The sequence below is a fragment of the Congregibacter sp. genome (assembly GCF_045107095.1).
Taxonomy (GTDB): domain Bacteria; phylum Pseudomonadota; class Gammaproteobacteria; order Pseudomonadales; family Halieaceae; genus Congregibacter.
Genome location: NZ_JBGCFU010000010.1, coordinates 14,698 through 36,020 on the forward strand (window position 1 = coordinate 14,698; position 21,323 = coordinate 36,020).

Annotated in this window: 12 protein-coding genes; 6 read left to right on the top strand and 6 right to left on the bottom strand. The window is 55.1% G+C overall.

The genetic code is table 11. The features are described from left to right. Position 1 precedes the first annotated feature (1 nt). The 4 genes from AB8B76_RS02290 to AB8B76_RS02305 are packed head-to-tail and all read right to left on the bottom strand — an operon-like array spanning position 2 to position 10,318. Positions 2–3,049 (bottom strand): efflux RND transporter permease subunit, encoded by a 3,048-nt coding sequence (locus AB8B76_RS02290; protein WP_405269683.1) that lies wholly within the window; start codon positions 3,047–3,049, stop codon positions 2–4. Next, on the bottom strand, positions 3,046–4,269 hold the full coding sequence (locus tag AB8B76_RS02295; protein WP_405269686.1) for an efflux RND transporter periplasmic adaptor subunit: 1,224 nt from the start codon (positions 4,267–4,269) through the stop codon (positions 3,046–3,048). Before AB8B76_RS02295 ends, AB8B76_RS02290 begins: the two co-directional genes overlap by 4 nt. A gap of 29 nt (positions 4,270–4,298) precedes the next feature. Beyond that, a complete protein-coding gene (locus tag AB8B76_RS02300) occupies positions 4,299–7,664 on the bottom strand; it encodes a UvrD-helicase domain-containing protein (protein WP_405269689.1) in 3,366 nt (1,121 codons plus the stop codon). Continuing rightward, positions 7,661–10,318, bottom strand: coding sequence for a PD-(D/E)XK nuclease family protein (locus tag AB8B76_RS02305; RefSeq protein ID WP_405269692.1), 2,658 nt, complete (start codon positions 10,316–10,318; stop codon positions 7,661–7,663). Before AB8B76_RS02305 ends, AB8B76_RS02300 begins: the two co-directional genes overlap by 4 nt. 126 nt (positions 10,319–10,444) lie before the next feature. Here AB8B76_RS02305 and AB8B76_RS02310 point away from each other — a divergent pair, with 126 nt between their 5' ends. Continuing rightward, complete coding sequence (locus AB8B76_RS02310; RefSeq protein WP_405269695.1) at positions 10,445–11,518, top strand: 3-deoxy-7-phosphoheptulonate synthase; 1,074 nt, start codon at positions 10,445–10,447, stop codon at positions 11,516–11,518. Between the two features lie 22 nt (positions 11,519–11,540). Here the strand turns inward: AB8B76_RS02310 and nfuA are convergent, their stop codons facing one another. Continuing rightward, entirely contained in the window at positions 11,541–12,116 is a 576-nt protein-coding gene (gene nfuA / locus AB8B76_RS02315; RefSeq protein ID WP_405269698.1) for a Fe-S biogenesis protein NfuA, read from the bottom strand. Positions 12,117–12,349: 233 nt separating this feature from the next. Between nfuA and metH the strand changes: the two genes are divergently transcribed. Together metH and AB8B76_RS02325 are read left to right on the top strand one after the other, a co-directional pair. After that, positions 12,350–16,015 carry a methionine synthase gene (gene metH / locus AB8B76_RS02320; protein ID WP_405269701.1) on the top strand — a complete coding sequence of 1,222 codons (3,666 nt, stop codon included), beginning with the start codon at positions 12,350–12,352 and terminating at the stop codon, positions 16,013–16,015. A 27-nt stretch (positions 16,016–16,042) separates the two neighbouring features. Next, positions 16,043–16,390, top strand: coding sequence for a DUF2970 domain-containing protein (locus AB8B76_RS02325; RefSeq protein ID WP_405269704.1), 348 nt, complete (start codon positions 16,043–16,045; stop codon positions 16,388–16,390). A gap of 332 nt (positions 16,391–16,722) precedes the next feature. Here the strand turns inward: AB8B76_RS02325 and AB8B76_RS02330 are convergent, their stop codons facing one another. Further along, a complete protein-coding gene (locus tag AB8B76_RS02330; protein WP_405269707.1) occupies positions 16,723–17,883 on the bottom strand; it encodes a serine hydrolase domain-containing protein in 1,161 nt (386 codons plus the stop codon). A 165-nt stretch (positions 17,884–18,048) separates the two neighbouring features. Here AB8B76_RS02330 and AB8B76_RS02335 point away from each other — a divergent pair, with 165 nt between their 5' ends. The 3 genes from AB8B76_RS02335 to AB8B76_RS02345 all read left to right on the top strand — a co-directional run. Then, positions 18,049–19,713: a nitrite/sulfite reductase gene (locus AB8B76_RS02335; RefSeq protein WP_405269710.1), complete on the top strand. Its 1,665-nt coding sequence runs from the start codon at positions 18,049–18,051 to the stop codon at positions 19,711–19,713. Continuing rightward, positions 19,700–20,143 carry a DUF934 domain-containing protein gene (locus tag AB8B76_RS02340; RefSeq protein ID WP_405269713.1) on the top strand — a complete coding sequence of 148 codons (444 nt, stop codon included), beginning with the start codon at positions 19,700–19,702 and terminating at the stop codon, positions 20,141–20,143. Before AB8B76_RS02335 ends, AB8B76_RS02340 begins: the two co-directional genes overlap by 14 nt. 65 nt (positions 20,144–20,208) lie before the next feature. After that, positions 20,209–21,323 (top strand): cation:proton antiporter (locus tag AB8B76_RS02345; RefSeq protein ID WP_405269716.1); only part of this gene is annotated, 1,115 nt, incomplete at its 3' end.

The window sequence follows — 21,323 nt, forward strand, 5'->3', positions numbered from 1 at the left end:
TTTAGGAACCGTTTTTTTCTTTCCTAATTCCGAAGAACACGGCATACAGCGTTGGCACTACGGTCAGTGTCAGAACCGATGCAAAGCCCAAACCCGCCATAATCGTGACCGACATATTCACAAAGAACACATCGGACAGTAAGGGAATCAATCCCAGTATTGTCGTACCCGCTGCCAGCACCACGGGGCGCGCCCGAGAGACAGCTGAATCGAGAATAGCTTCGTAAGAGTTTTTGCCCTCGGCTATCTGCTGATCGATCTCTTCAATCAAAACGATCGCGTTTTTGATCAATAAGCCGATGAGCGAGAGCGCTCCCAACATCGACATAAAGTCGAAAGCACCGTTGGTCGCGAGTAAGCCCGCGCTGATACCAACAATCGCCAAAGGAACCGTCAGCCAAATGATTAATGGCTGCCGGAGCTTGCCAAAGAGCACAATACTCGTGAGGATCATCAACAAAATGCCGACGGGTAAAGAGCGACCTAAGCCCTGCTGAGCATTCGCATTGTCTTCGTACTCTCCACCCCAGGAAACCGAGTATCCCGCGGGCAACTCAATGGCTTCGATTTGCGGACGGATTCTGTCGAATAAAGGTGTGGCCAACTCTCCTGAGGGGTTGCAGGAAGCGATAATGGTCTGGATGCGATTGCGGCCACGGAGCAAGGCGTTTTCCCAGTCCGTGCGATAGCCAGAAATAACCGCAGAAGCCGGGACTGTTTGCCCCAGTACGGCACTCCATATCTGCACATCGCGCATAGCATCAACGTCTACGCGCTCACTCTCTGTAGCGCGCATTTTTAGCGGAAGCACTCGATTGCCGTCCCGGTAGCTTCCGGCCGGTAAGCCATCAAAGGCGTACTTCATCGCATCACCGAGATCTTCCCGGCTGATCCCCAGCTGCCTCCCCACCTGTTCATTAAATATGGGGGTAACCAGTTTGACCGGCGAACGCCAGTCATTGCGAATATCCACGGCCTCAGCGTCATCACGCATGATGGCTTCGGCCTGCTCAGAGAGCTGTCGCAACACCGTGGCGTCAGGCCCTGAAAAGCGTGCCTCAATCTTTGCGTCGCGTCCGGGTCCTATCCGCAATGACTTAACGATCGGGTCTATCCACGGCGCTTCGCTGCGAATTTTTTCAGCCACAAGCTGCTGCAGCTCCTGAACCTGAGACGGGTCATCCGTGCGCACAATGATTTGGCTGTACACCGGCGTAGGCTCCCGCGCGTCGTACACTAACGTGAAGCGTTGATGCGCTCCGCCTATTACTGTTGTGGTTTGTTGAACGCCCGGCTGCTCACGGAGAAAGTTCGCGATTTTCAGTGTGTCATCTCGTGTTCGTCGGATGTCGGAACCTTCGGGTTCATAGATATCCACAAAGAACAGCGGTGTACTCGATGCAGGGAAGAAACCGCTCTTCACGTTGCCAAAACCGACTACACCCAGAACAAAAAGGCCTGCGACCAAGACCAGCGTAAAACGACGGTGATCCACAGCGAAGGCGACGACTGCACGGTAAGCCTGAAACATTTTACCGTCATAGGGATCCAGGTCTTGCTCAGGGCCGCCAGGCTTAAGAAGAAGTGCACAAAGCAATGGGGTGGTGCTTACCGCGGTGATCCAGCTCAGGCTTAAGGAAATGAGTATCACGTAGAACAATGAGCCAGCGAACTCGCCGGTGTTATCTGGCGATAATCCGATCGCGGAAAACGCCAGAATACCGATCGCGGTTCCGCCAAGCAGTGCCCAAATGGTTTTACCAACGGCTTCTGTCGCTGCTTCCAGCGCTTTAACCCCGGACTGCATCCGGACCTGCATACCCTCCGCCACTACGATGGCGTTGTCTACCAACATTCCCAAAGCGATAACCAAGGCGCCGAGGGATATACGTTGAAGCTCGATGCCGAACAGATACATCAATAACAGAGTTCCGGCGACCGTGATCAACAGCACGGACCCGATAATCAATCCCGTGCGCAAACCCATAAAGAGCAGAAGCACCGCGATGACGATCGCTACTGCTTGACCGACGCTGACGATAAAGCCTCCCACGGATTTATCGACTTCCGCCGGTTGGTCGTAAACTGCTTCCAGAGACATACCAACTGGGATAAGCGACTGCAGATCGGCGATGCGTTGATTCAGACGCTTACCCACCTCAACGACGTTCTCTCCCTGGGCCATGCTGATCCCAACGCTCAGAGCACGCTGACCGTTTTGATAGTACATTTTGACCGGGACAGCTTCGTAGGCACGAGTAATGGTAGCGATGTCCTTGAGGCGCACGAGGCTTCGCTCCTGGGACGAGATGAGCACATCCCCAATCTCCTGCACCGAATCAAACTCACCCGTGGGCTTAATGCGGAGGTAATCATCACCAACTCGAACGTTACCTGCATCAACCACTGAATTTTGTGAACCCAGTACGCCAGCGATAGTCGCAGGATCAATGCCCAATTCCGCTAAACGGGAACGGGACATATCCAGGTAGACGACCTCCTGCTGCTCTCCGTCGATGGAGACTTTGCGGACGCCTTTAACAAGCACCAACTGTCGCTTGATGTCATCAGCCACGTCATAGAGGTCACGCCAGGAGTAGCCATCTCCTGTAAGCATGAGATAGACGCCATACACATCACCAAAGTCGTCAATAACTATGGGGGCCTGCGCGCCCGGGGGGAGCTTAGGTCGTACGTCGGTGATCTTCCTTCGCAGCTCATCAAACACGTTGGGTAAATCCGCCGCGCCGTACTCGTCCTTAAATTCGATTGTGATGTCGGACAGTCCAGGCCGCGATACGGACATCTTGAGGCGCTTTAGCTGGGGCAGCTTTTGAATAGCGTCTTCCAGATGGTAGGTCACCTCATCATGGACCTCCTGCGCAGATGCACCGGGGTACTGGGTAATAATCTTCGCCATTTTGATGGTGAAAGCCGGATCCTCCAGCTTACCCATCTTTTGGAAACCGAAGATGCCGCCAAACACCATTATGACGACGACCAACCATGAGATGACCGGTGTGCGTACCGAATAGGCGCCGATACTCATAAAGCGGTGCTAATGTCAGACGTCGTTTCGCGCGGCTCAGCCTGCTCTCCCGTCGTCATACGCGTGACCTGCATACCGTCGGAGAGGTAACTCGCACCCACAGCGACAATCTCTTCTCCACCGTTCAATCCCGACAACACTTCGATCATCTCGCCAGACACTCTGCCAGTTTCGATGCTCACGCTACGCACCTGCATGCTATCGGAGTCCAGAACGAACACTCTCGGGGAGAGATTGGCATCGGCCTGTACCGCTCTTGCGGGCACCCAGGTCACCGCCTCAGTTGACATAACGTCTGTGAAATCTATCTCGACGGACCCGGTCATACCGGGCAACACCGTAAATTCATCGGGCTGGCGCATACTGAACGTCATTTGGAAGGTCTGCGTATCCGGGTCCGCTCTGGTTGCTACCTCTTTTAATTCCAGGGCATAGCTGATGTTCGGACGATTATCGAAAGATGCCATGGCGCGTACTCGATCAGCACTGGATTCTTCGATAGAGCCGTTAGACAGTTCATCCTCACCCCCCGTTGTGACAGAGCGAATAACGGATTCAGGCATCGCAATAATGACGTCCAGAAGCTCTGTGTCCTGCAGATACACAATGCTTTGCTTGGCGCGGATCTCCTCAAAATTATCGACATAGCGCCGCGCAATTCTTCCGGCGAACGGAGCACGAAGCGTCGCGTAGCTGACATCTGCCTTTGCCTGGGCAAGCGCTGCCCGCGCGGAACGAAAATCAGCCTCCATGCGATCGTAATCGAGCTGAGAAATACTTCCGGACCCAATGAGTTCACCGGCGCGGCGAAAGTTCCGCTCGGTGTTCTCAAACACCGCTTCTCGATCTTCAAGGGTGTTCTTAAAGTCCGTCGCATCCAGCTGCGCAATCACTTGATCGGCTTCGACCACATCGCCCTCACGCACCGGCAGAGCTTCGAGTTGACCCGACACGCGAAAGGACATCTCGGCCTGTGTAGCCGCTTCGATGGTAGCGGGAAACTGTCGTATCTCAGCACCTAAACCGCTGTCGACGGTAAATATCTTCACCGGACGTGATTTGACGCCTTGCTCTGGCGCCGGAGCCTCAGAACACCCCGCGGCGAAGAGCACGAAAAGCACCGCAGCGCCTCGGCAAAAGGACGTCAGACCGGGTTTACCACTCATGAAGGAGCGTTCGCTGGCGTGAAAGCGGGAGTTGTTCATTACATAGACGCTCATTTTGTGGAATCTCGAGATTATAGAAGCGGCTAAGGCTCGTTGACTAGCGCAGTGGGCACCCATTCAGCATGTTTCCCCAGAGCCGGAAAATACAGTGCGCAACGTACGGGTTCGTCAAAGCGCTTCTTTAAAGCCACTGCATAGGCCTCCAGCTGAGAGCTATAGACCTCAAGCTGCGCATCCAGAAACTGCTCTTCGCTTTGGTCTTCCTGGGGGGCACTGGTTTTGTAGTCGACTACCCAGCGCTCACCCCTAGCTTGATCCAAAAACATATAGTCCAGAATCAATTGACGAGCGCCCTCCTCGGTTGCCAGCGTTAAAGCAAGCTCTGAGGCACGATCGGAATGCTCCGAAGACAATATCCAGCGTGCCCAGGGGTCGTTCAACAGGCGATTAAGCATGACCTGTCCGTCGGCAACCAATTGCGGCAAGGCCTGCTGATCGGCGCCGGCCTCTGTAAGGGATACCCGCAACAGGCGCTGCAGCTGCTCATCGCAGCTTAAGGGCAACTCGAGGCGGTAGCTCAGCGCTTCTATACAACGGTGTATTGCGGTGCCAAAGGCTCGAGCAAGATAGTTTTCGGAGAACTCCAAACCCTGTGCAAGAGCGTTCTGCGCCAGGGGCTCTATGGCCGGCGCCTCTCGCAGGCGTCGATAACCGGCAGAACTGACAGCGGCCTCATCCTCAGCCACAGTCACAATAGAAACATCGACAGTCTCTTCTATCGTTGGCCAGATCACGCTTAATAACGAGCCGGCGCCTGGTGCGGTATAGCTCTCGCGCTTGTCACTCCAATTGAGCGTTGCCCCGAGCCATAGGTAATCTGCGGCTCTTGTACAGCCGACGTAAAAAAGCCTTGTGGCCTCGTAGTCACGCTTCTGTTTTGCCTGCGCCTTCAGATAATCGTAAAGGCGTGGTGCGTCTTCACCACCAGCAGTGTCTCTAATATCCAGTAGAAAACTCGGAGACTCGCCGGGAAGTACAAACTCGTCCCAAAGCAACAGCTCGCTATCCTGCCCGCCGGTACTTTTTGCCAAGGCAGGAATGAACACCCAGTCAAACTCCAACCCTTTAGCTTTGTGCAGAGTCATGACTTGAACCTTACAGCGCTCGTCACCCGGCGAGGCGTAAAGGGTCTCTACAGCCCTGTTCAAGCTGGGACCATTGAGCGGCTCTTGAGTCTCTTCCAACTGCTCCAGACATTGGAAAAAGCGTTCCACATCACGCAGATCGGCCTCGCTGGCCAGGCTCGCGGCACCCTGAAGAAGGAGCCAGCTCTCTTCAACCCAAACACGCAACGCCAAGCGTTCTTTGTAGTGATCCGCCCAGCTCAGCAGGTTGCCGAGTAGCTCCACGCGCTCCTTTGCGCCCCTCGACAAGGATTGGTACGTTTCCGAGTCGGCTAAGCCTCTATCCCGGATATCTGCAGCCGTAGGGCAACACTGCGACATCAGCAGTAAATCAGCGTTACCCAGAGCCAATGCCGGGGTACGCAGCAGAGAAAGCCATGCGTAACGATCAAAGCGATCACACAAAACCGTACACAGTGTAAGCAAGTCACGGATCAGAGGTCGCTGACCTAAGGTGTCCAGGTCCCTGGCTGCAACATCGATACCCCGCTCGCGGAGTGCTTCGAGAATAGGTCTGAGCTGTGTTCTGGAACGACCGAGGATGGCAATGCTAGCCACCTGATCGTCACTTACGCCTTCTTCGAGCTTGTCACAAAGAGCGTCGATCTCTGCCGCATTGCCACCGTCTCCAGTGAACACCGCGATCTCTGGAGCGACCCCCGCGGCCCTGGCTGCCCTGGCTTTTCGAAAAGCCACGGCGCCTAGCTGCGCATCATCGACTGAGGGAAAGCCCGATTGAAAGTGCTCGTTGGTCCACCCAACCAAAGCCTCCTGGCTTCGGAAGTTAACGCTTAAATCCAAGGGCACCAGGGAAAGGTCGCCAACGCCCTCTCGCCGGGCGCGAATAAACAGCCCTACGTTGGCCTCACGAAAGCCGTAGATGGATTGCATGGCGTCGCCAACGACCAGCAATGTTCGAGGCGCTAGAGGATTTCCTTCGTTATGCTCCTGCCAACCCCGAGTCAATCGTCGTATCAACTCAAACTGTACGGAAGAGGTGTCCTGAAACTCATCTACGAGTAAATGCTCAATGCCATGATCAAGGCGTAGCGCAAGATCTGTTGGCTGGTCATCGGGCCCCAGAGCGGTCAACGCGGCCATCGCTATTTGTGCGTGGTCAACTTCCCCCGCTTGCTGAAACACCAATAGCAGCTCAGCGCCAAGGCGAGGAAGAAGCCGCGTAACCGCCGCCAACACGCCCCAGTGCTCGGGCTCGCTGTGCACATCCGGTAAAAGCAGCACTTGTCGGAGCTCACTGAGTATCGCCGCGCTGTCTATGCCCTGTTGGTTATCGGCCTCGGGCTCCCTGGGCGAGTCGCGGAGTATCGATAGCAACTCCAGCATCTGCCGCTTGCGTTCAGCGGGCTCGCCAGCATCCTTGGGGAAGCCGTTCTTTACGTTAACCGTCTTGCGCCAATCGCCTTGTGTGGTGAGCAGAAGGTTCGCTACCGCACGCCAGGAGGCCACATCGTCACTTTGCGGAAAAAAATCGACGCCCTGCTGTAACTGCTCTTCCTGGAAAGCGATGAGTTGAGTCAGATCACCAAGGTAGGGCTTGAGCTGATTGCGAAGGGAGTCTAAACGGAACTCCACTAATGCCTGAGTGATTTCCAGGAGAGACTGTTGATCCTCGGGGCGGAGCCCGGCTCCCCCAAACACGGGTTGCCATTGCTCCCGGCGCTGAAGCAACTTGGAGAGCAGCTCCAGGGCACTCTCCCAATTGTTATCCAGATGCAAAAGCAGTGTTTCGATGTCCCGTTCATCGTCGCGGTTTTCCCTCTTCAACTCCCGCGCAAGGAAACGTTCGATGGCTTCCCGGTACAGTGGGCGACTGTCGTCGGTAGCTGTCACTTGCCCCCCGCAGCCGCTGAGTACCGGCATTTGACGGGTTAGATATCCGCAAAAGCTATCTATGGTCTGAATACGTAGCCTCGAAGGGTTATCCAGAAGCCCCCATCCCAGTGAAGCGTCATGAACACTCACGGCTCGCGCAGCCAAGATCAGCGCCTCTTCGTGGGGGTTACTCGCCTCGACTCCCAAGGACGCATCGCGCAAAGCGCCGACGATACGGGCTCGCATCTCTGCCGCCGCCTTGCGGGTAAAGGTAATTGCAACAACACTTTCGGGCTCTTTGACTCTCGCCAAGAGGCCCAGAAAACGTCTGACCAGTAAGCCCGTCTTCCCCGAACCCGCAGGTGCACTGACGCACACCGAAGCCAGGGGGTCCACTGCGCTCTCTCGCGCCTCGTGATCAACCGGGATCATGACTGTTGCTCCCCTAGACGGCACAGCGCGAATCTCTGGCAATAGCGACATGCTTCGTCCGTTGGATTCACAGCACTATGGCCCCCGACGAATTCTTCCGCGAGCAAAGTTAAGGCATGTTTCCAATGCTCTCTCAACGCGCCTATTCCGCCCTCTTCGCCTTCCACCAGATACTTCTCGGCGCTCGCGACCCCAGACTCGTACTCACGCTCACCAATGCCCTTGAAGCCCTCGACTCCGGGCTTGAGGGACGCGTAACTGATTCCCTCCGCAAAGGGCTCCAGTAACGCATAAAGCGGCAACTGAGGCCGTGAGGGGCGCTCCCCCAACCATTGATTTACATTGCCGAGAGCCCCACTTTTATAATCAATGATGAGTCTGGATCCGTCACTGAGCTCATCAACTCGATCAAGGCGCATGCGAAGACGAAGGCCGGCAAGCTCGTGCTCCCGAGGTTCCTCCCGCGCAATTACCGCGAAGTCTTCGTTGCGGTCCTGTTCCAATGCCAGCCACCGAGATAGCACGCCGCTTAAGCGCCGTCGCTCTAGCGTCAGAATCTCTCCACCGAGCACATCGAGACGCTCCTTCTGAAGTCCCTGCTCTGCATAGTTCACTGCTTTATCAATCAATGCTTCGAGCTCCTCGGCGGTTAACGCTAAAAGCCCTGCCCGATTATGAAATTCACCCCAAAGCTCAAAGAGCGCCCGATGCAGTAGCGTTCCGCGCTCGGACGCGAGGAGTCCCACAGTAGTCGCCGGTATAGGAACCGCTGACAGTCTGCTGGCGGCAAAGGCTTGAAACGGACAGGCAGATTGCTGTTCCAGAACACCTGTCCCAACCCCCTGAGCCGCGCGTTCCTTTTTGCCAACCGGCACTGCATCGCAAGAAACCTCGGTGAATGTGGCAGAGGAGATTTGCTTCAACCAACGACTGTCCGCCGACCATTCCTCGCTTTCGGGCGCTTGAGAGATGTGTAACAACAGAGGACTTGGGAGCGTTTCCGTGCCATCGAGCTGACTGACATAACTTGTTTGCAGCTCCTTTGAACCTTTTACCCACTGCTCCCAGCGGGCATTGGCCCAACGTCGCTCCCAGGCTGCGTCTGCGTGGGGCATTCCCTGCTGTCGCTGCAGGCCATGGGGCAAATACGGATTCGCCTGTGCTGCTGCTGGCCAGCGGTCTGCGCTCATTCCCGTTATCCACAACGCATCAAAGCTCAGGCCTGTTGTTTCCAGGGGGCCTAGCACTTGAACAGCGTTATCGTCAGTTCGCGGCTGAAACTGCTGCTCACTCAGGACGTCTCGAAGACCTTGAATCGCTTCGGGGAACGTAAGAGCACCGGCGAAGGCATCGAGGCTTGCAAAGGTATCGAGCGCCTCCTGCCACTGCACCGCCTGCTGGTATTCCAGAGAATCCAGCGTAGCCCCCAAAGTCCAACCCCAGGCATTCAGTACCGCTTTGAGGGGTTCCAACCATTGGGATGGAGATCGAGGCCGTTTCTGCCAGGCGCCGTTCGCTTCCAACTGCAGCACCGTATCCCAGGGCGCAGGAGTCTCTTCTTTAACAAAGAGTTCATCCAACACAGCGCGCAGTACTCGCTGAGGAACCTCGTCTTTCGCCAGCTCTCGTAGGTGGCGTATGGACCGTTCGCGTCGGTCTGTCCGAAACGCAAACGGCTTCACAAACCTCGATTGTAAGACTGCTATCACAGTCTCAATAGACACCTCGGACAAGCTGAGCTCAAGAATACGCAAGGCATCGCGGATGAGAGGGACTCGATCCAAACGAAACCCTGTTGCAAAGTTCACGGGCAAGCTTGAATAATTCTGCGTCAGGCAATCAAACTCTTGCCGCAGATAGAACTCCAACCGGTCTCGGTCGTTGTGCATATCTGACAGTACAACGGCATAACGGCCTTCGGGATCGCTTTCATACTTTTCACGACACCATTTGGCTGCCTTTTGCAGTTCCCCACGCGGATCAGCAAAGGTCCGTACGGGCAGAACGCTCCCCTCCGCGCTTGAGGTCTGTATGTTCGTCCACGCCGGAGACGCTTCGCAGAGAGCCTGATGAAGCGGCGGCAGCTCATCCTGATTAAGTAGCGCTACTGCTTGGTCCATGGCCGCACTGCAATTCAGTAGCTGCTCTAACGCTTGTTCCGGTGTGATCCCGTCGAGTTCGCATAGGGCTTTACGAAAACCCTCTTCCCAGCGCAGGAAGGCCCGGGAGTCTTCATCAAAACTAAACGACTGACGGATGGTAGGATCCGCCAGGTTAATTCTCCAGAGTGCGAGTCTTTCGCTCGCCTCCTGACAAAGAGTTGCCGCTCTGGCTGGACTCAACAATGAAAAGGAACCGTGGCTGTCCGCGTCAATTACTCGTCGCCAGATAAGTCGCTGAGCGCTTGTATCCACGACGTTTGCCGGAGCTACGAGACCCCGAGTAACCGCTATACGCCACCGCTCAATCCAGTACTGACGCAGCGGCAGTATGGTACTGCTGGCCCACACCTGATCTCCCTTGGCGAGCCGGTATTGCGTCTCTGCCTCACGGACAGCTCGGCTGAGACGCCGGTTGGGCGTGAGGATGGCTGAGCCCTCGGCTAGAAGACCAGCAATACTCTCAATGTGCGTGAAAAGGGGGCGCAGACTCATGCTATGCACCCGAAAAACAAGCGCCGCGCCTGCCTATTCATTGTCTCGCCCCTGCATTAAACTCCCGCGCCTCGGTTATCCACTACGAATCACATCACAAAACCGCACTCTAGCAGGCCCGTTTCCATGAGCAACAACATCCACAATATCAATGTCGCCTCACAAGACATATTGCCTACACCCGCTGAATTAAAGCGGCGTGTCCCCTTGACAGAGGCTTTAAGCCGCGACGTTACCGCCAGCCGAAAGACAGTGTTCGATATCCTTGACCGCAAAGATCCACGATTGCTCGTGGTGGTCGGTCCCTGCTCCATTCACGATACCGAAGCGGCGATGGAGTATGCAGGCCGGCTGCGGGCTTTGGCTGAAGACCTTAAGGACAGCCTCTTTATTGTGATGCGTGCCTACTTTGAAAAGCCCCGCACGACCGTGGGGTGGAAAGGACTGATCAACGACCCCTATCTCGACGACTCCTTTCGCATCGAGGAAGGCCTAACCATTGCCCGCAAGTTTTTGACGGACGTTGTAGAACTAGGCCTGCCGGTATCGACGGAAGCGCTGGACCCAATTTCACCGCAATATCTCCAAGATCTCATTTCCTGGTCAGCCATTGGGGCCCGCACCACCGAGTCCCAAACGCACCGAGAAATGGCCAGCGGTCTCTCTTCTGCCGTTGGATTCAAGAACGGCACTGATGGAGGGCTTACCGTCGCGGTGAACGCGCTGGGAGCAGCATCGCAGTCGCACCGTTTCTTGGGCATCAATAGTCAGGGGCAAGTTTCAGTGTTCACAACTCGTGGCAACCCCTATGGACACGTAGTCCTTCGTGGTGGAAGCGCAGGCCCCAACTATGATTCAGTGAACGTCAAGCTGTGCGAGCAGGCCTTGGAGAAAGGCAACATGCCTCAAAACATCATGGTGGACTGCAGTCACGCTAATTCTAACAAGCAGCCTTCTCTGCAACCGTTAGTCGCAGAGAACGTGGCAGATCAAATTGTCGCTGGCAACCGATCTGTTATCGGCCTCATGATCGAGAGCCACTTACATGGGGGCAACCAAGGCATGGCCGCCAACCTCGAGGACCTTGAGTATGGCGTGTCTATTACCGACGGATGCATTAGTTGGGAAGACACTGAAGAATGCCTACGTTCACTGCATGACAAACTTAAAGACGTCCTGCCCCAGCGTTTGCCGGGCTAGACTGCCCGCTTAACATCACCCCCTAGTAGAAGGCGTTGCTGCGATCCGAGTGGTCGGTCATGTCGCGTACGCCTTTCAGCTGTGGAAGCTGATCCAGCAGGGTTTTTTCAACGCCGTCTTTCAAGGTCATGTCTACGGCGCTACAACCCTGGCATCCGCCGCCAAAGCGAAGCACCGCGAAATCGTCGTCGGTAACTTCTACCAGCGAGACTTCGCCCCCATGCGCAGCAAGAGACGGGTTTACTTCGTTGTAGAGCACGTAGTTGATACGATCTTCGATCGGTGAATCATCGTTCACCCGAGGCATCTTGGCATTAGGCGCTTTGATAGTCAGCTGACCACCCATGCGATCCGTCGAGTAGTCAACGAGTGCATCCTCGAGGAACGGGACACTGCGGCCATCAAACCACGCCGTAATCTTTTCGAAAGGATGCTTTACATCGTCCTCAAGGACATCACCCTCTCGGCAATAGGCGATGCACGTCTCTGCGCGCGCGGTTCCCGGCTGATTAATGAACACTCTGACGCCGAGAGCGTCGTCCTGTTTCCCCAGCAGTTCGGCCAGATATTCCTGTGCACTTTCTGTGATCGTCAGCATTGGCGGTATATCCACACACTTCCTGAGTAAATTAGTCAGGTATTATAGCCGGACACCATCCCAGCGTCACTGTTTCCTGCAAATTCACTACGGTTAGGCCCGTGGAGCAGGTATCAACGCGCTGCGTTGCCCCCCTGAATCTGCTATCCTTCGCCACCGAAAATTAGCAGTAAAAACAGCCGATGCAAGCCTCATCGCGCACTCAACAGTCAGCAACGGAAGTAGTACAAGCCATGAACCCCCTTATCCCCGTATCCGGCCCCCTGGCTGACGCTCTTGGCGACCGCATTCTTGTAATAGACGGCGCTATGGGGACGATGATTCAGGCTGAGGGTCTGACGGAAGAGGACTACCGTGGCGAGCGCTTTGCTGATCATGCCGGAGATCTTAAAGGCAACAACGATCTTCTTTCGATAACGCGCCCGGATGTCATCAAGAATATTCATAGGGCCTACTTGCAGGCCGGCGCAGACATTATCGAGACCAACACCTTCAACGCGACGGCCATTGCGCTGGAAGACTACGGTCTTCAGGCAATCGCTCGGGAACTTAATGAGACCGCTGCGAAGCTCGCTAAAGAAGTAGCGATCGCAATGAGCAGCGAGACGCCTGAGAAGCCTCGCTTTGTGGCGGGAGTACTAGGCCCCACCCCTAGAACTGCATCTATCTCGCCCGATGTGAACGATCCAGGCGCCCGAAACATCGACTACGAACGCCTGAGTAACGATTATGCGGACGCTACCCGCGGTCTGCTGGACGGGAACGTCGATCTGCTAATGATCGAAACTATTTTCGACACGCTGAACGCAAAGGCAGCAATTTTCGCCATCGAGCGTGTGTTCGAAGAGAGAGGTGTCCGGCTTCCCGTGATGATCTCTGTGACCTTTCCGGACGTCAGCGGGCGAAACCTTTCTGGCCAAAGCCCTACAGCTTTCTGGTACTCCGTGGCGCACGCACGACCGCTTGTTGTAGGCAGCAACTGCGGAAGGCGCTTTGAAGAGGTCCGTCCGTTTCTCGAAGAGCTCTCAAACGCCACCGATGGCTATTTCAGCGCGCATCTAAACGCTGGGTTACCCAATGCCTTTGGCGAGTACGACGAAGCTCCCGAAGTAATGGCCGCAGAATTCAAAGGCTTTGCCGAGCGAGGCTTCGTCAATCTTGTGGGTGGGTGCTGCGGCACGACGCCCGCACACATTCGAGCGATAGCCAACGCCGTGGACGGCATTGCGCCCCGCTCGCTACCCGCCAACCCAAAGTCATGCCAACTTAGCGGCCTTGAGCCCTTCACCTTTGCTGCAGACAGCTTATTCGTGAACGTCGGTGAGCGCTGCAACGTCACAGGCTCGGCCCGCTTCAAGAAGCTGATCCTGTCCGGTGATTATGAAACCGCTCTGGACGTCGCACGGACCCAGGTAGAGGACGGCGCGCAGATCATTGATGTCAACATGGACGAAGGCATGCTGGATGCCAAGGAAGCCATGGTGACGTTCCTGAACCTCATCGCCTCCGAGCCGGATATCTCCCGCGTTCCTCTCATGATCGACTCCTCGCGGTGGGAAGTCATCGAAGCAGGACTTCGCTGTGTTCAGGGAAAGGCCGTAGTCAACTCCATCAGCCTGAAGGCCGGTGAGGAAGAATTTCTCGAGCAGGCAAGACTATGCCAGCGCTATGGGGCCGCAGTCGTGGTCATGGCCTTTGACGAAGACGGTCAAGCCGACTCCATCGCTCGACGGAAAGAGATTTGCCAGCGCAGCTGGGACTTGCTCAGGGAACGTCTGGACTTCAATCCGGACGACATCATTTTTGATCCCAATATCTTTGCGGTCGCCACCGGCATCGAGGCTCACAACAACTACGCCGTAGATTTTATTGAAGCCACGCGCTGGATAAAAGAAAGTTTACCGGGTGCAAAAGTATCCGGTGGCGTTTCGAACGTGTCTTTTTCCTTCCGCGGAAACAACCCCGTTCGCGAAGCCATCCACTCAGTGTTCCTCTACCATGCCATCCAAGCTGGCATGGATATGGGTATCGTGAATGCGGGCCAGCTCGCCGTATATGACGAACTGCCGGCTGAACTGCGCGATGCGGTTGAAGACGTCGTTTTGAATCGGCGCGATGACAGTACCGAGCGTCTCCTCGATATTGCCAGCAAGTACCACGCTGATGGGCCGGCGACCGTTCGAGTTGAAGACCTTGCGTGGCGAGATGAACCCGTAAGTAAGCGTCTCGAGTACGCGCTGGTGAAAGGCCTCAACGGGTTCATCGAAGAAGACGCAGAGGAAGCCCGACAACAGGCGAGCCGCCCTATTGAGGTTATCGAAGGCCCACTCATGGACGGCATGAACGTTGTCGGCGACCTATTCGGTCAGGGAAAGATGTTCCTCCCGCAGGTAGTGAAGAGCGCGCGAGTTATGAAGCAGGCGGTTGCCTACCTGCAACCCTACATTGAGGACGAGAAAGCTGAAGGCAGCACCAACGGCAAGATTCTCATGGCCACGGTCAAAGGTGACGTACACGATATCGGTAAGAACATCGTGGGTGTGGTGCTGCAGTGCAACAACTATGAAGTGATTGATCTCGGCGTCATGGTTCACTGTGAAGAGATATTGCGTGTCGCCAAAGAAGAAAATGTAGACGTTATTGGCCTAAGTGGTTTAATCACTCCGTCTCTTGATGAAATGGTGCACGTTGCCAGCGAGATGCAGCGAAACGGTTTTTCAGTCCCGCTGATGATCGGCGGCGCAACGACGTCGAAAGCCCACACCGCGGTAAAGATCGAGCCCAACTACGAGAATGATCTGGTCGTTTACGTTCCCGATGCCTCGCGCAGCGTGTCTGTTGCTTCACAGCTTCTCGGCGATCACAAAGCAAACTTCGTCAGTGAGCGGCGTGAAGAGTACACGCAGGTTCGGGATCGCATGGCCAAGCGCAAGCCTAAGGCTAAGCGGCTGTCCTATGAGTCCGCTCTCGCTAATCGAGCTCAATTCGACTGGTCTGCTTACACGCCTCCCAAGCCATCTTTTACGGGCGTGCGGGTATTCGAGAACATCTCACTGGCAAGTCTGGTGGACACGATCGACTGGACGCCCTTTTTCATCACCTGGGAACTTGCGGGGAAGTATCCACGCATTCTTGAAGATGAAGTTGTCGGAGAGCAGGCAACGGAGCTGTTCGCCGATGCGCAGGCGATGCTCAAGCAGATTATCGATGAAGACTGGCTTGAAGCCCGAGCGGCCATAGGGTTCTGGCCTGCCCACAGCGATGGAGAGGATGTGCTTGTGACGGCGGAAGGCACAGAGGCTCCCACCCGCCTCCACCACTTGCGCCAACAGACCGAGAAGCCCAATGGAAGCGCCAATTTCAGCCTGAGCGATTTTGTTGCGCCCAGCGATGACTACATTGGCGGATTCTGTGTAACGACTGGCCACGGCGTTGCCCAACGCGCCGCTGCTTTTGAAGCCGCGCATGACGACTACAGCTCCATTATGTTGAAAGCCCTCGCAGACCGACTCGCAGAAGCCCTGGCGGAACACATGCACCGCCGCGTTCGTCAGGAGTTCTGGGGATATGCCGTGGACGAAGAACTCTCGAATGAGGAGTTGATTCGCGAGAAGTATCGAGGCATCCGTCCGGCGCCGGGCTACCCCGCATGCCCTGACCACACAGAGAAGCGTGCGCTGTTTGAACTTCTCGATGCACAGACCCGCTGCGGCGTAACGTTATCGGATAATTATGCGATGGAGCCAGCCTCCTCGGTGAGCGGCTGGTACTTCTCTCATCCGGAGGCGAAGTATTTCGCCGTGGGCAAGATTGGTGAGGATCAACTGGAATCAATGGCCGCCAGGAAAGGCATGAAGACAGCGGAGTTAGCTCGTTGGCTAGCGCCGAACCTTGACTAGGACGGTTCGCCTAAGGAACGCATGATGATGAACGCAGTGCAAAGTGATCGTGAAAATAGTGATCTTGAAGATAGTGGTCGTGAAAAGATCGAGGATCCGAACACATCATCGGAGATGGTAAGCGCTGACGCTGAGCCCAACAGCGTAAGCCATGATCAAGACCCCAAACCCAAAGAGGCAGAAGAATCATTAAATCCGCTTCAGGTGATCAGTAGTGTTTTTGCTGCGGGCTTGGGCGTTCAGAGCAGTAAAAACCGCGAGCGAGACTTTCAGCGGGGCCGCGCGGGCACGTTCATATTTGCGGGTTTACTGTTTACTGCTCTTTTCATCGGTACGGTCTACACCGTGGTAAGTATGGTGCTCAGCAGTCGTTAATACGACGCTAGAGGTAGCCTCAGCTGGGCATCCCGGCAAGCCAAAAAGACACAGTAGCAACGACAACTGTCATGATCACAACCGTGGCAACCGCATCGGCAGTGCTGTTTGATTTTTGAGATCCGCTTGAAGCCATCACTATCTATCCTCGTGTTCTATTGATTTTGTGGTTTTGTGCTGAAGTTTTATGGTGCTGTGCCGTACTGTGCTGGTGGCTCTCGCTCACCAAGGTTTCAGGCGGCAGCAGTTTAGCATTCTCCCCTCTTTGGCCCAAGCCTTAACTCGCCGAAGTCCCTTGTCGCTGTTGACTCTTTTGAAGTCTAAGCCGAAAGTCAAAGACCGTTGTAAACTGCGGCTTCCATCTCGAAGAACAGCTCCGATGAGCCTGCATCAGCAAACGGCAGAATCTGGCTGAGGTAAGCGCCGCCAATGCCATTTTCACGATCGATCCAGTAATAGCTATTGGCCAGACCTGCCCACATTAGGGTCCCAGCAGGGCGACCGGTAAATCCTGCAGTCTCGTTAATCTGAAAGCTCAGACCCCAGGATTTTGGGTCACCCGGAAAAAACTCACCGTCATTGCTGAGTCCGCCAACGTAGGACTTCATGGGTTGAACACGAAGCTCTCCAATGTGATTGCTACACATTGCCTGAACGGTTTCGGCCTTCAGAACCCGCACCCCCTCGAGCTCGCCGTCATTCAGGATCATACGAATGAACCTGCCGTAGTCGTGCATGGTGCCCTTGAGCCCCCCGCCTCCCTCATCAAACTCTCTGAGATCCGTCTGCTCCAGGGGCAAAGGCGTAAAAGAGCTGTCAGGAAGGCGTGCGTGCAGATGGGCTGCACGGGAAAACATCGAGTCCGTGTAATCAAAGTGTGTATCGGACATTCCCAAGGGGCCCGTCAGGTGCTTGGCGAAATACTCTTCCAAGGACATTCCCGAAGCCGCCTCAATCATCTGTCCCGTCCAGTCTATGCCAATGCCATAGCGCCACTGTGTGCCAGGGTCGAACATCAACGGTTGATTCAAAGCGGCTTTTTTCTGGCTGCCGATATCGGGAGACCCCGTTGCCTCGAGCCACTTCAACAAGCTGGGATCCCACATGTGGTAACTGAATCCTGAGGTGTGGGTCAGAAGCTGTCGTAGCGTGACCGGCGATGCCGGGGGCCGTGTGATGGGATCACCGCTTTCATCAAATCCCGTAAGGACCTCTCTTTCGCCGATCGCAGGACAGATCTCTGCCGCGGGGCCATCAAGGCTGAGTAAACCTCTCTCGACCAATTGCATGGCCGCCGCCGCAGTGACCGCCTTGGTCATAGAGAAAATTTTCCCTACGGTATCAGGGGTCATGGGTACGCCACCTCCCAGCTGCCGCTCTCCAAAACCGGCCTCGTACCGAATACCGTCTCGATCCACGACAATAGCGGTAACACCCGGGGCAGCGCCCCGCTCAACTCCCTTACTCAGTATCCCGTCAAGAGCTTCGATCATTAGTAGCCATCCCTATAAATTCGTCATGATTCTGTCTGATTCAAAGCAGCTGTCAAGGCAGACGGCACAAGCCCATAACCAAATCATCCAAGCTTATAAAAAACTAAAATAGTTGCACCCGTGTAGCTTTGTTAAAGTGCGCGCTCCTTTGAAGACGCAAACCGCATGTATCAGTACGACAACCTAGATCAGACCATCGTTGACGAACGCGTTGCGCAGTTTCGTGATCAGACCGCGCGCTATCTAAGCGGCGAATTGAGTGACGCTGAATTCCTACCCTTGCGCTTACAAAATGGACTCTACGTCCAGCGTCTGGCCCCCATGCTGCGCATCGCTGTGCCCTACGGGCTTATCAGCAGTGAGCAACTGCGAGCCATTGCTGATATCAGCAGGCGCTATGACAAAGGATATGGCCATATCAGCACTCGCCAGAATATCCAGTTGAACTGGCCGCAACTGGAAGACGTCCCAGACATCCTTGCTGATCTGGCAGCGGTTCAGATGCACGCGATTCAAACCAGTGGAAACTGTATTCGCAACACAACTACCGATCAATTTGCCGGGGTTGCTGCCGACGAAGTTGTCGACCCAAGACCTTACTGCGAGATTATTCGCCAATGGTCAACACTACACCCGGAGTTCGCATTTCTACCGCGTAAGTTCAAAATTGCTGTGAACGGGGCAGACGAAGATCGAGCAGCTATCCATTTTCACGACATTGGAATAGAGCTCTATCGCAATGCCGCAAGTGCCGTGCGATTGAAGTTCCTAGTGGGCGGCGGCTTGGGTAGAACTCCGGTTGTAGGGTCGCTGATTCGCGACGATGTGGAGGCCGAGCATCTGCTCAGCTATCTTGAAGCCATTCTGAGGGTTTATAACCTTCATGGGCGCCGGGATAATAAGTACAAGGCGCGCATCAAGATATTGGTCAAGGCCATGGGCATCCCGGCCTTCCGCGATGCGGTGGATGCTGAGTGGGAGCATAACCGTGGCGGCCCCAACACACTGACACCAGATGCGCTTGCGGAAATGGCGACGCACTTCACCGCCCCCGCCTACGAGGCCATCGATGCATCGCAAGAGTCGGCCACCCTGTCGGATGACTGTGAACGACAGCCTCTGTTCGCAGCGTGGGTAAAACGCAACACCCAGGCGCATAAACAACCGGGCTATCGTGCGGTAACTATTACCTTAAAGGCGACGGGCCAGGCACCCGGAGACATCAGCGCGACGCAAATGGATGCTCTGGCGCAGCTAGCTGACGAGTATTCTTTTGGAGAGCTTAGAACGACTCATGAGCAGAATATCGTTCTGGCAGATGTGCGGGAAAGCGAGCTCATGTTGCTCTGGGAGGCACTACAGCCCTTGGGATTGGCCGCCTCTAACGCAGGCCATATCACCGATATGATTTGCTGCCCGGGAGGCGACTTTTGCTCTCTGGCGAATGCCAAATCACTACCTGTCGCCCAGGCACTGCAGGAACGCTTCGAAAAACTGGATTATCAGTTTGACCTTGGTCCACTAGAACTCAACATCAGCGGCTGTATGAATGCCTGCGGCCATCACCACGTAGGCCACATAGGCATCCTTGGAGTCGACAAGAAAGGGCAGGAGTTTTACCAGGTCTGTATCGGAGGCTCTCAGGCTGGGACAGCGCGGGTGGCCAAGATTCTTGGCCCGTCCTTCAGTCGCGCGGATCTGCCCGAGGCGATAGAAAAGCTACTGAAACGCTACACAGAGCTGCGTGACTCACAAGAAGAGCAGTTCCTCCATGTCTTTGAGCGCTGCGGCGTTGAACCGTTTAAAGAGGCAGTCTATGGAAACTCCTGAAGATTCGCCTGAGCTTGAAGCAGCACCGGTTAATGCTGAGCTAGCTCCCTACACACTTGCCGAGTGGACTGAATCCGGTAAACCAGTAAATGCATTCGTAACTATTGCTGGCGGCGACGATTTACATGAGCACTACGAGGCGCTTGTAAAGGTATCGTGTATCAGAATTCTCTTTGCTGGCTTTATGGACGGACGAGGCTTCAGTCACGCCGGCAAGCTCCGTCAATTGGGGTATTCCGGCCAGCTGATCGCTGGGGGAGATATCCTTGCTGATCAGTGGGTCTTTTTAAATCGCTGCGGTTTTGACACGCTGGAAGACCGTGAGACTGCGTCTGACGCAAGCGCGCTGCCAGGCTTTTCCCAGACCTATCAAGCCGATGCTCGCGAGACTATGCCACTTCTCCTTCGCAAGGCTAAAACTCAAGCCTAAGCCTTTGAGATTGGAGAGCCGCTAGCGCCTGCTACACTCCAGTCTCGCTCATCGCATAAGTTGCCATGGACCCTAGCTCCGTCACCTTTGCTTTTTTCCTGATTTTCACCGGTGCCGCCGCGTTGGCATCGGTAGCGCTGTACACGCGACAACCCCTGATCATTGCCTACATTGCCTTAGGCGCGCTTATCGGGCCGTCGGGATTCAGTCTGGTAACTGACCTGCAGCAGCTCTCCGACATCGGGCATATCGGAATTATATTTTTGCTCTTTCTTTTGGGCCTGGATATGCAGCCCCAGGCGCTTTTTGCAACGATCCGTAAGTCAACGGTAGTGGGGCTCGTGAGTTCGGCGATCTTCTTTCTAGCGTCCTGGCTGCTTGCGAGCTTCTTTTTCAAGGAGCTCGGAGAGGCGATCATCGTAGCCGTGGCTATGATGTTTTCGTCGACCATCATCGGGATCAAACTATTACCGACGACAATTTTGCATCACAAACACATCGGCGAAATGATGATTGGCTTGCTCTTGTTGCAGGATTTGCTGGCGATCATCGTTCTGGTGCTAATCATGGCCAGTGGTAGCGCTGAAGAAGGAGAAGCCGCCTGGCACATCGCGAAGGTTCTTATAGCCCTTCCCCTTCTTGGTCTAGTCGCTTGGGCGGTCGTGCGTTACGTGCTTCTCAAACTGATCCAGAAGTTTGATCGCTTCCACGAGTACATATTCTTACTGGCTATAGGCTGGTGTCTTGGAATGGCGGAGTCCGCTCAACTGTTGGGCTTGTCAGCTGAAATTGGTGCTTTTGTCGCCGGAGTCAGCATCGCGACCAGTCCAATCTCTCAATACATAGCCGTGAACCTCAAACCGCTGAGGGACTTCTTTCTCATACTGTTCTTTTTCGCTGTAGGCGCACGCTTCGATCTGGCAATGCTCGAGCAAGTTTGGCTGCCGGCGCTATGCCTGGCGCTGCTGGTACTCACCATGAAACCCATAACTTATAGAGTGTTGCTCAAAGGCATGAGCGAGCGCACAAGCCTCGCCTGGGATCTCGGCTTCCGACTGGGGCAGGCCAGTGAGTTTTCCCTGTTAATCGCCTACATCGCCTTCGACGCTGGCCTTCTCGGACTCCAAGCCTCCCTTACGGTTCAGGCGACAACAATTATTACCCTGCTGGTGTCCTCTTA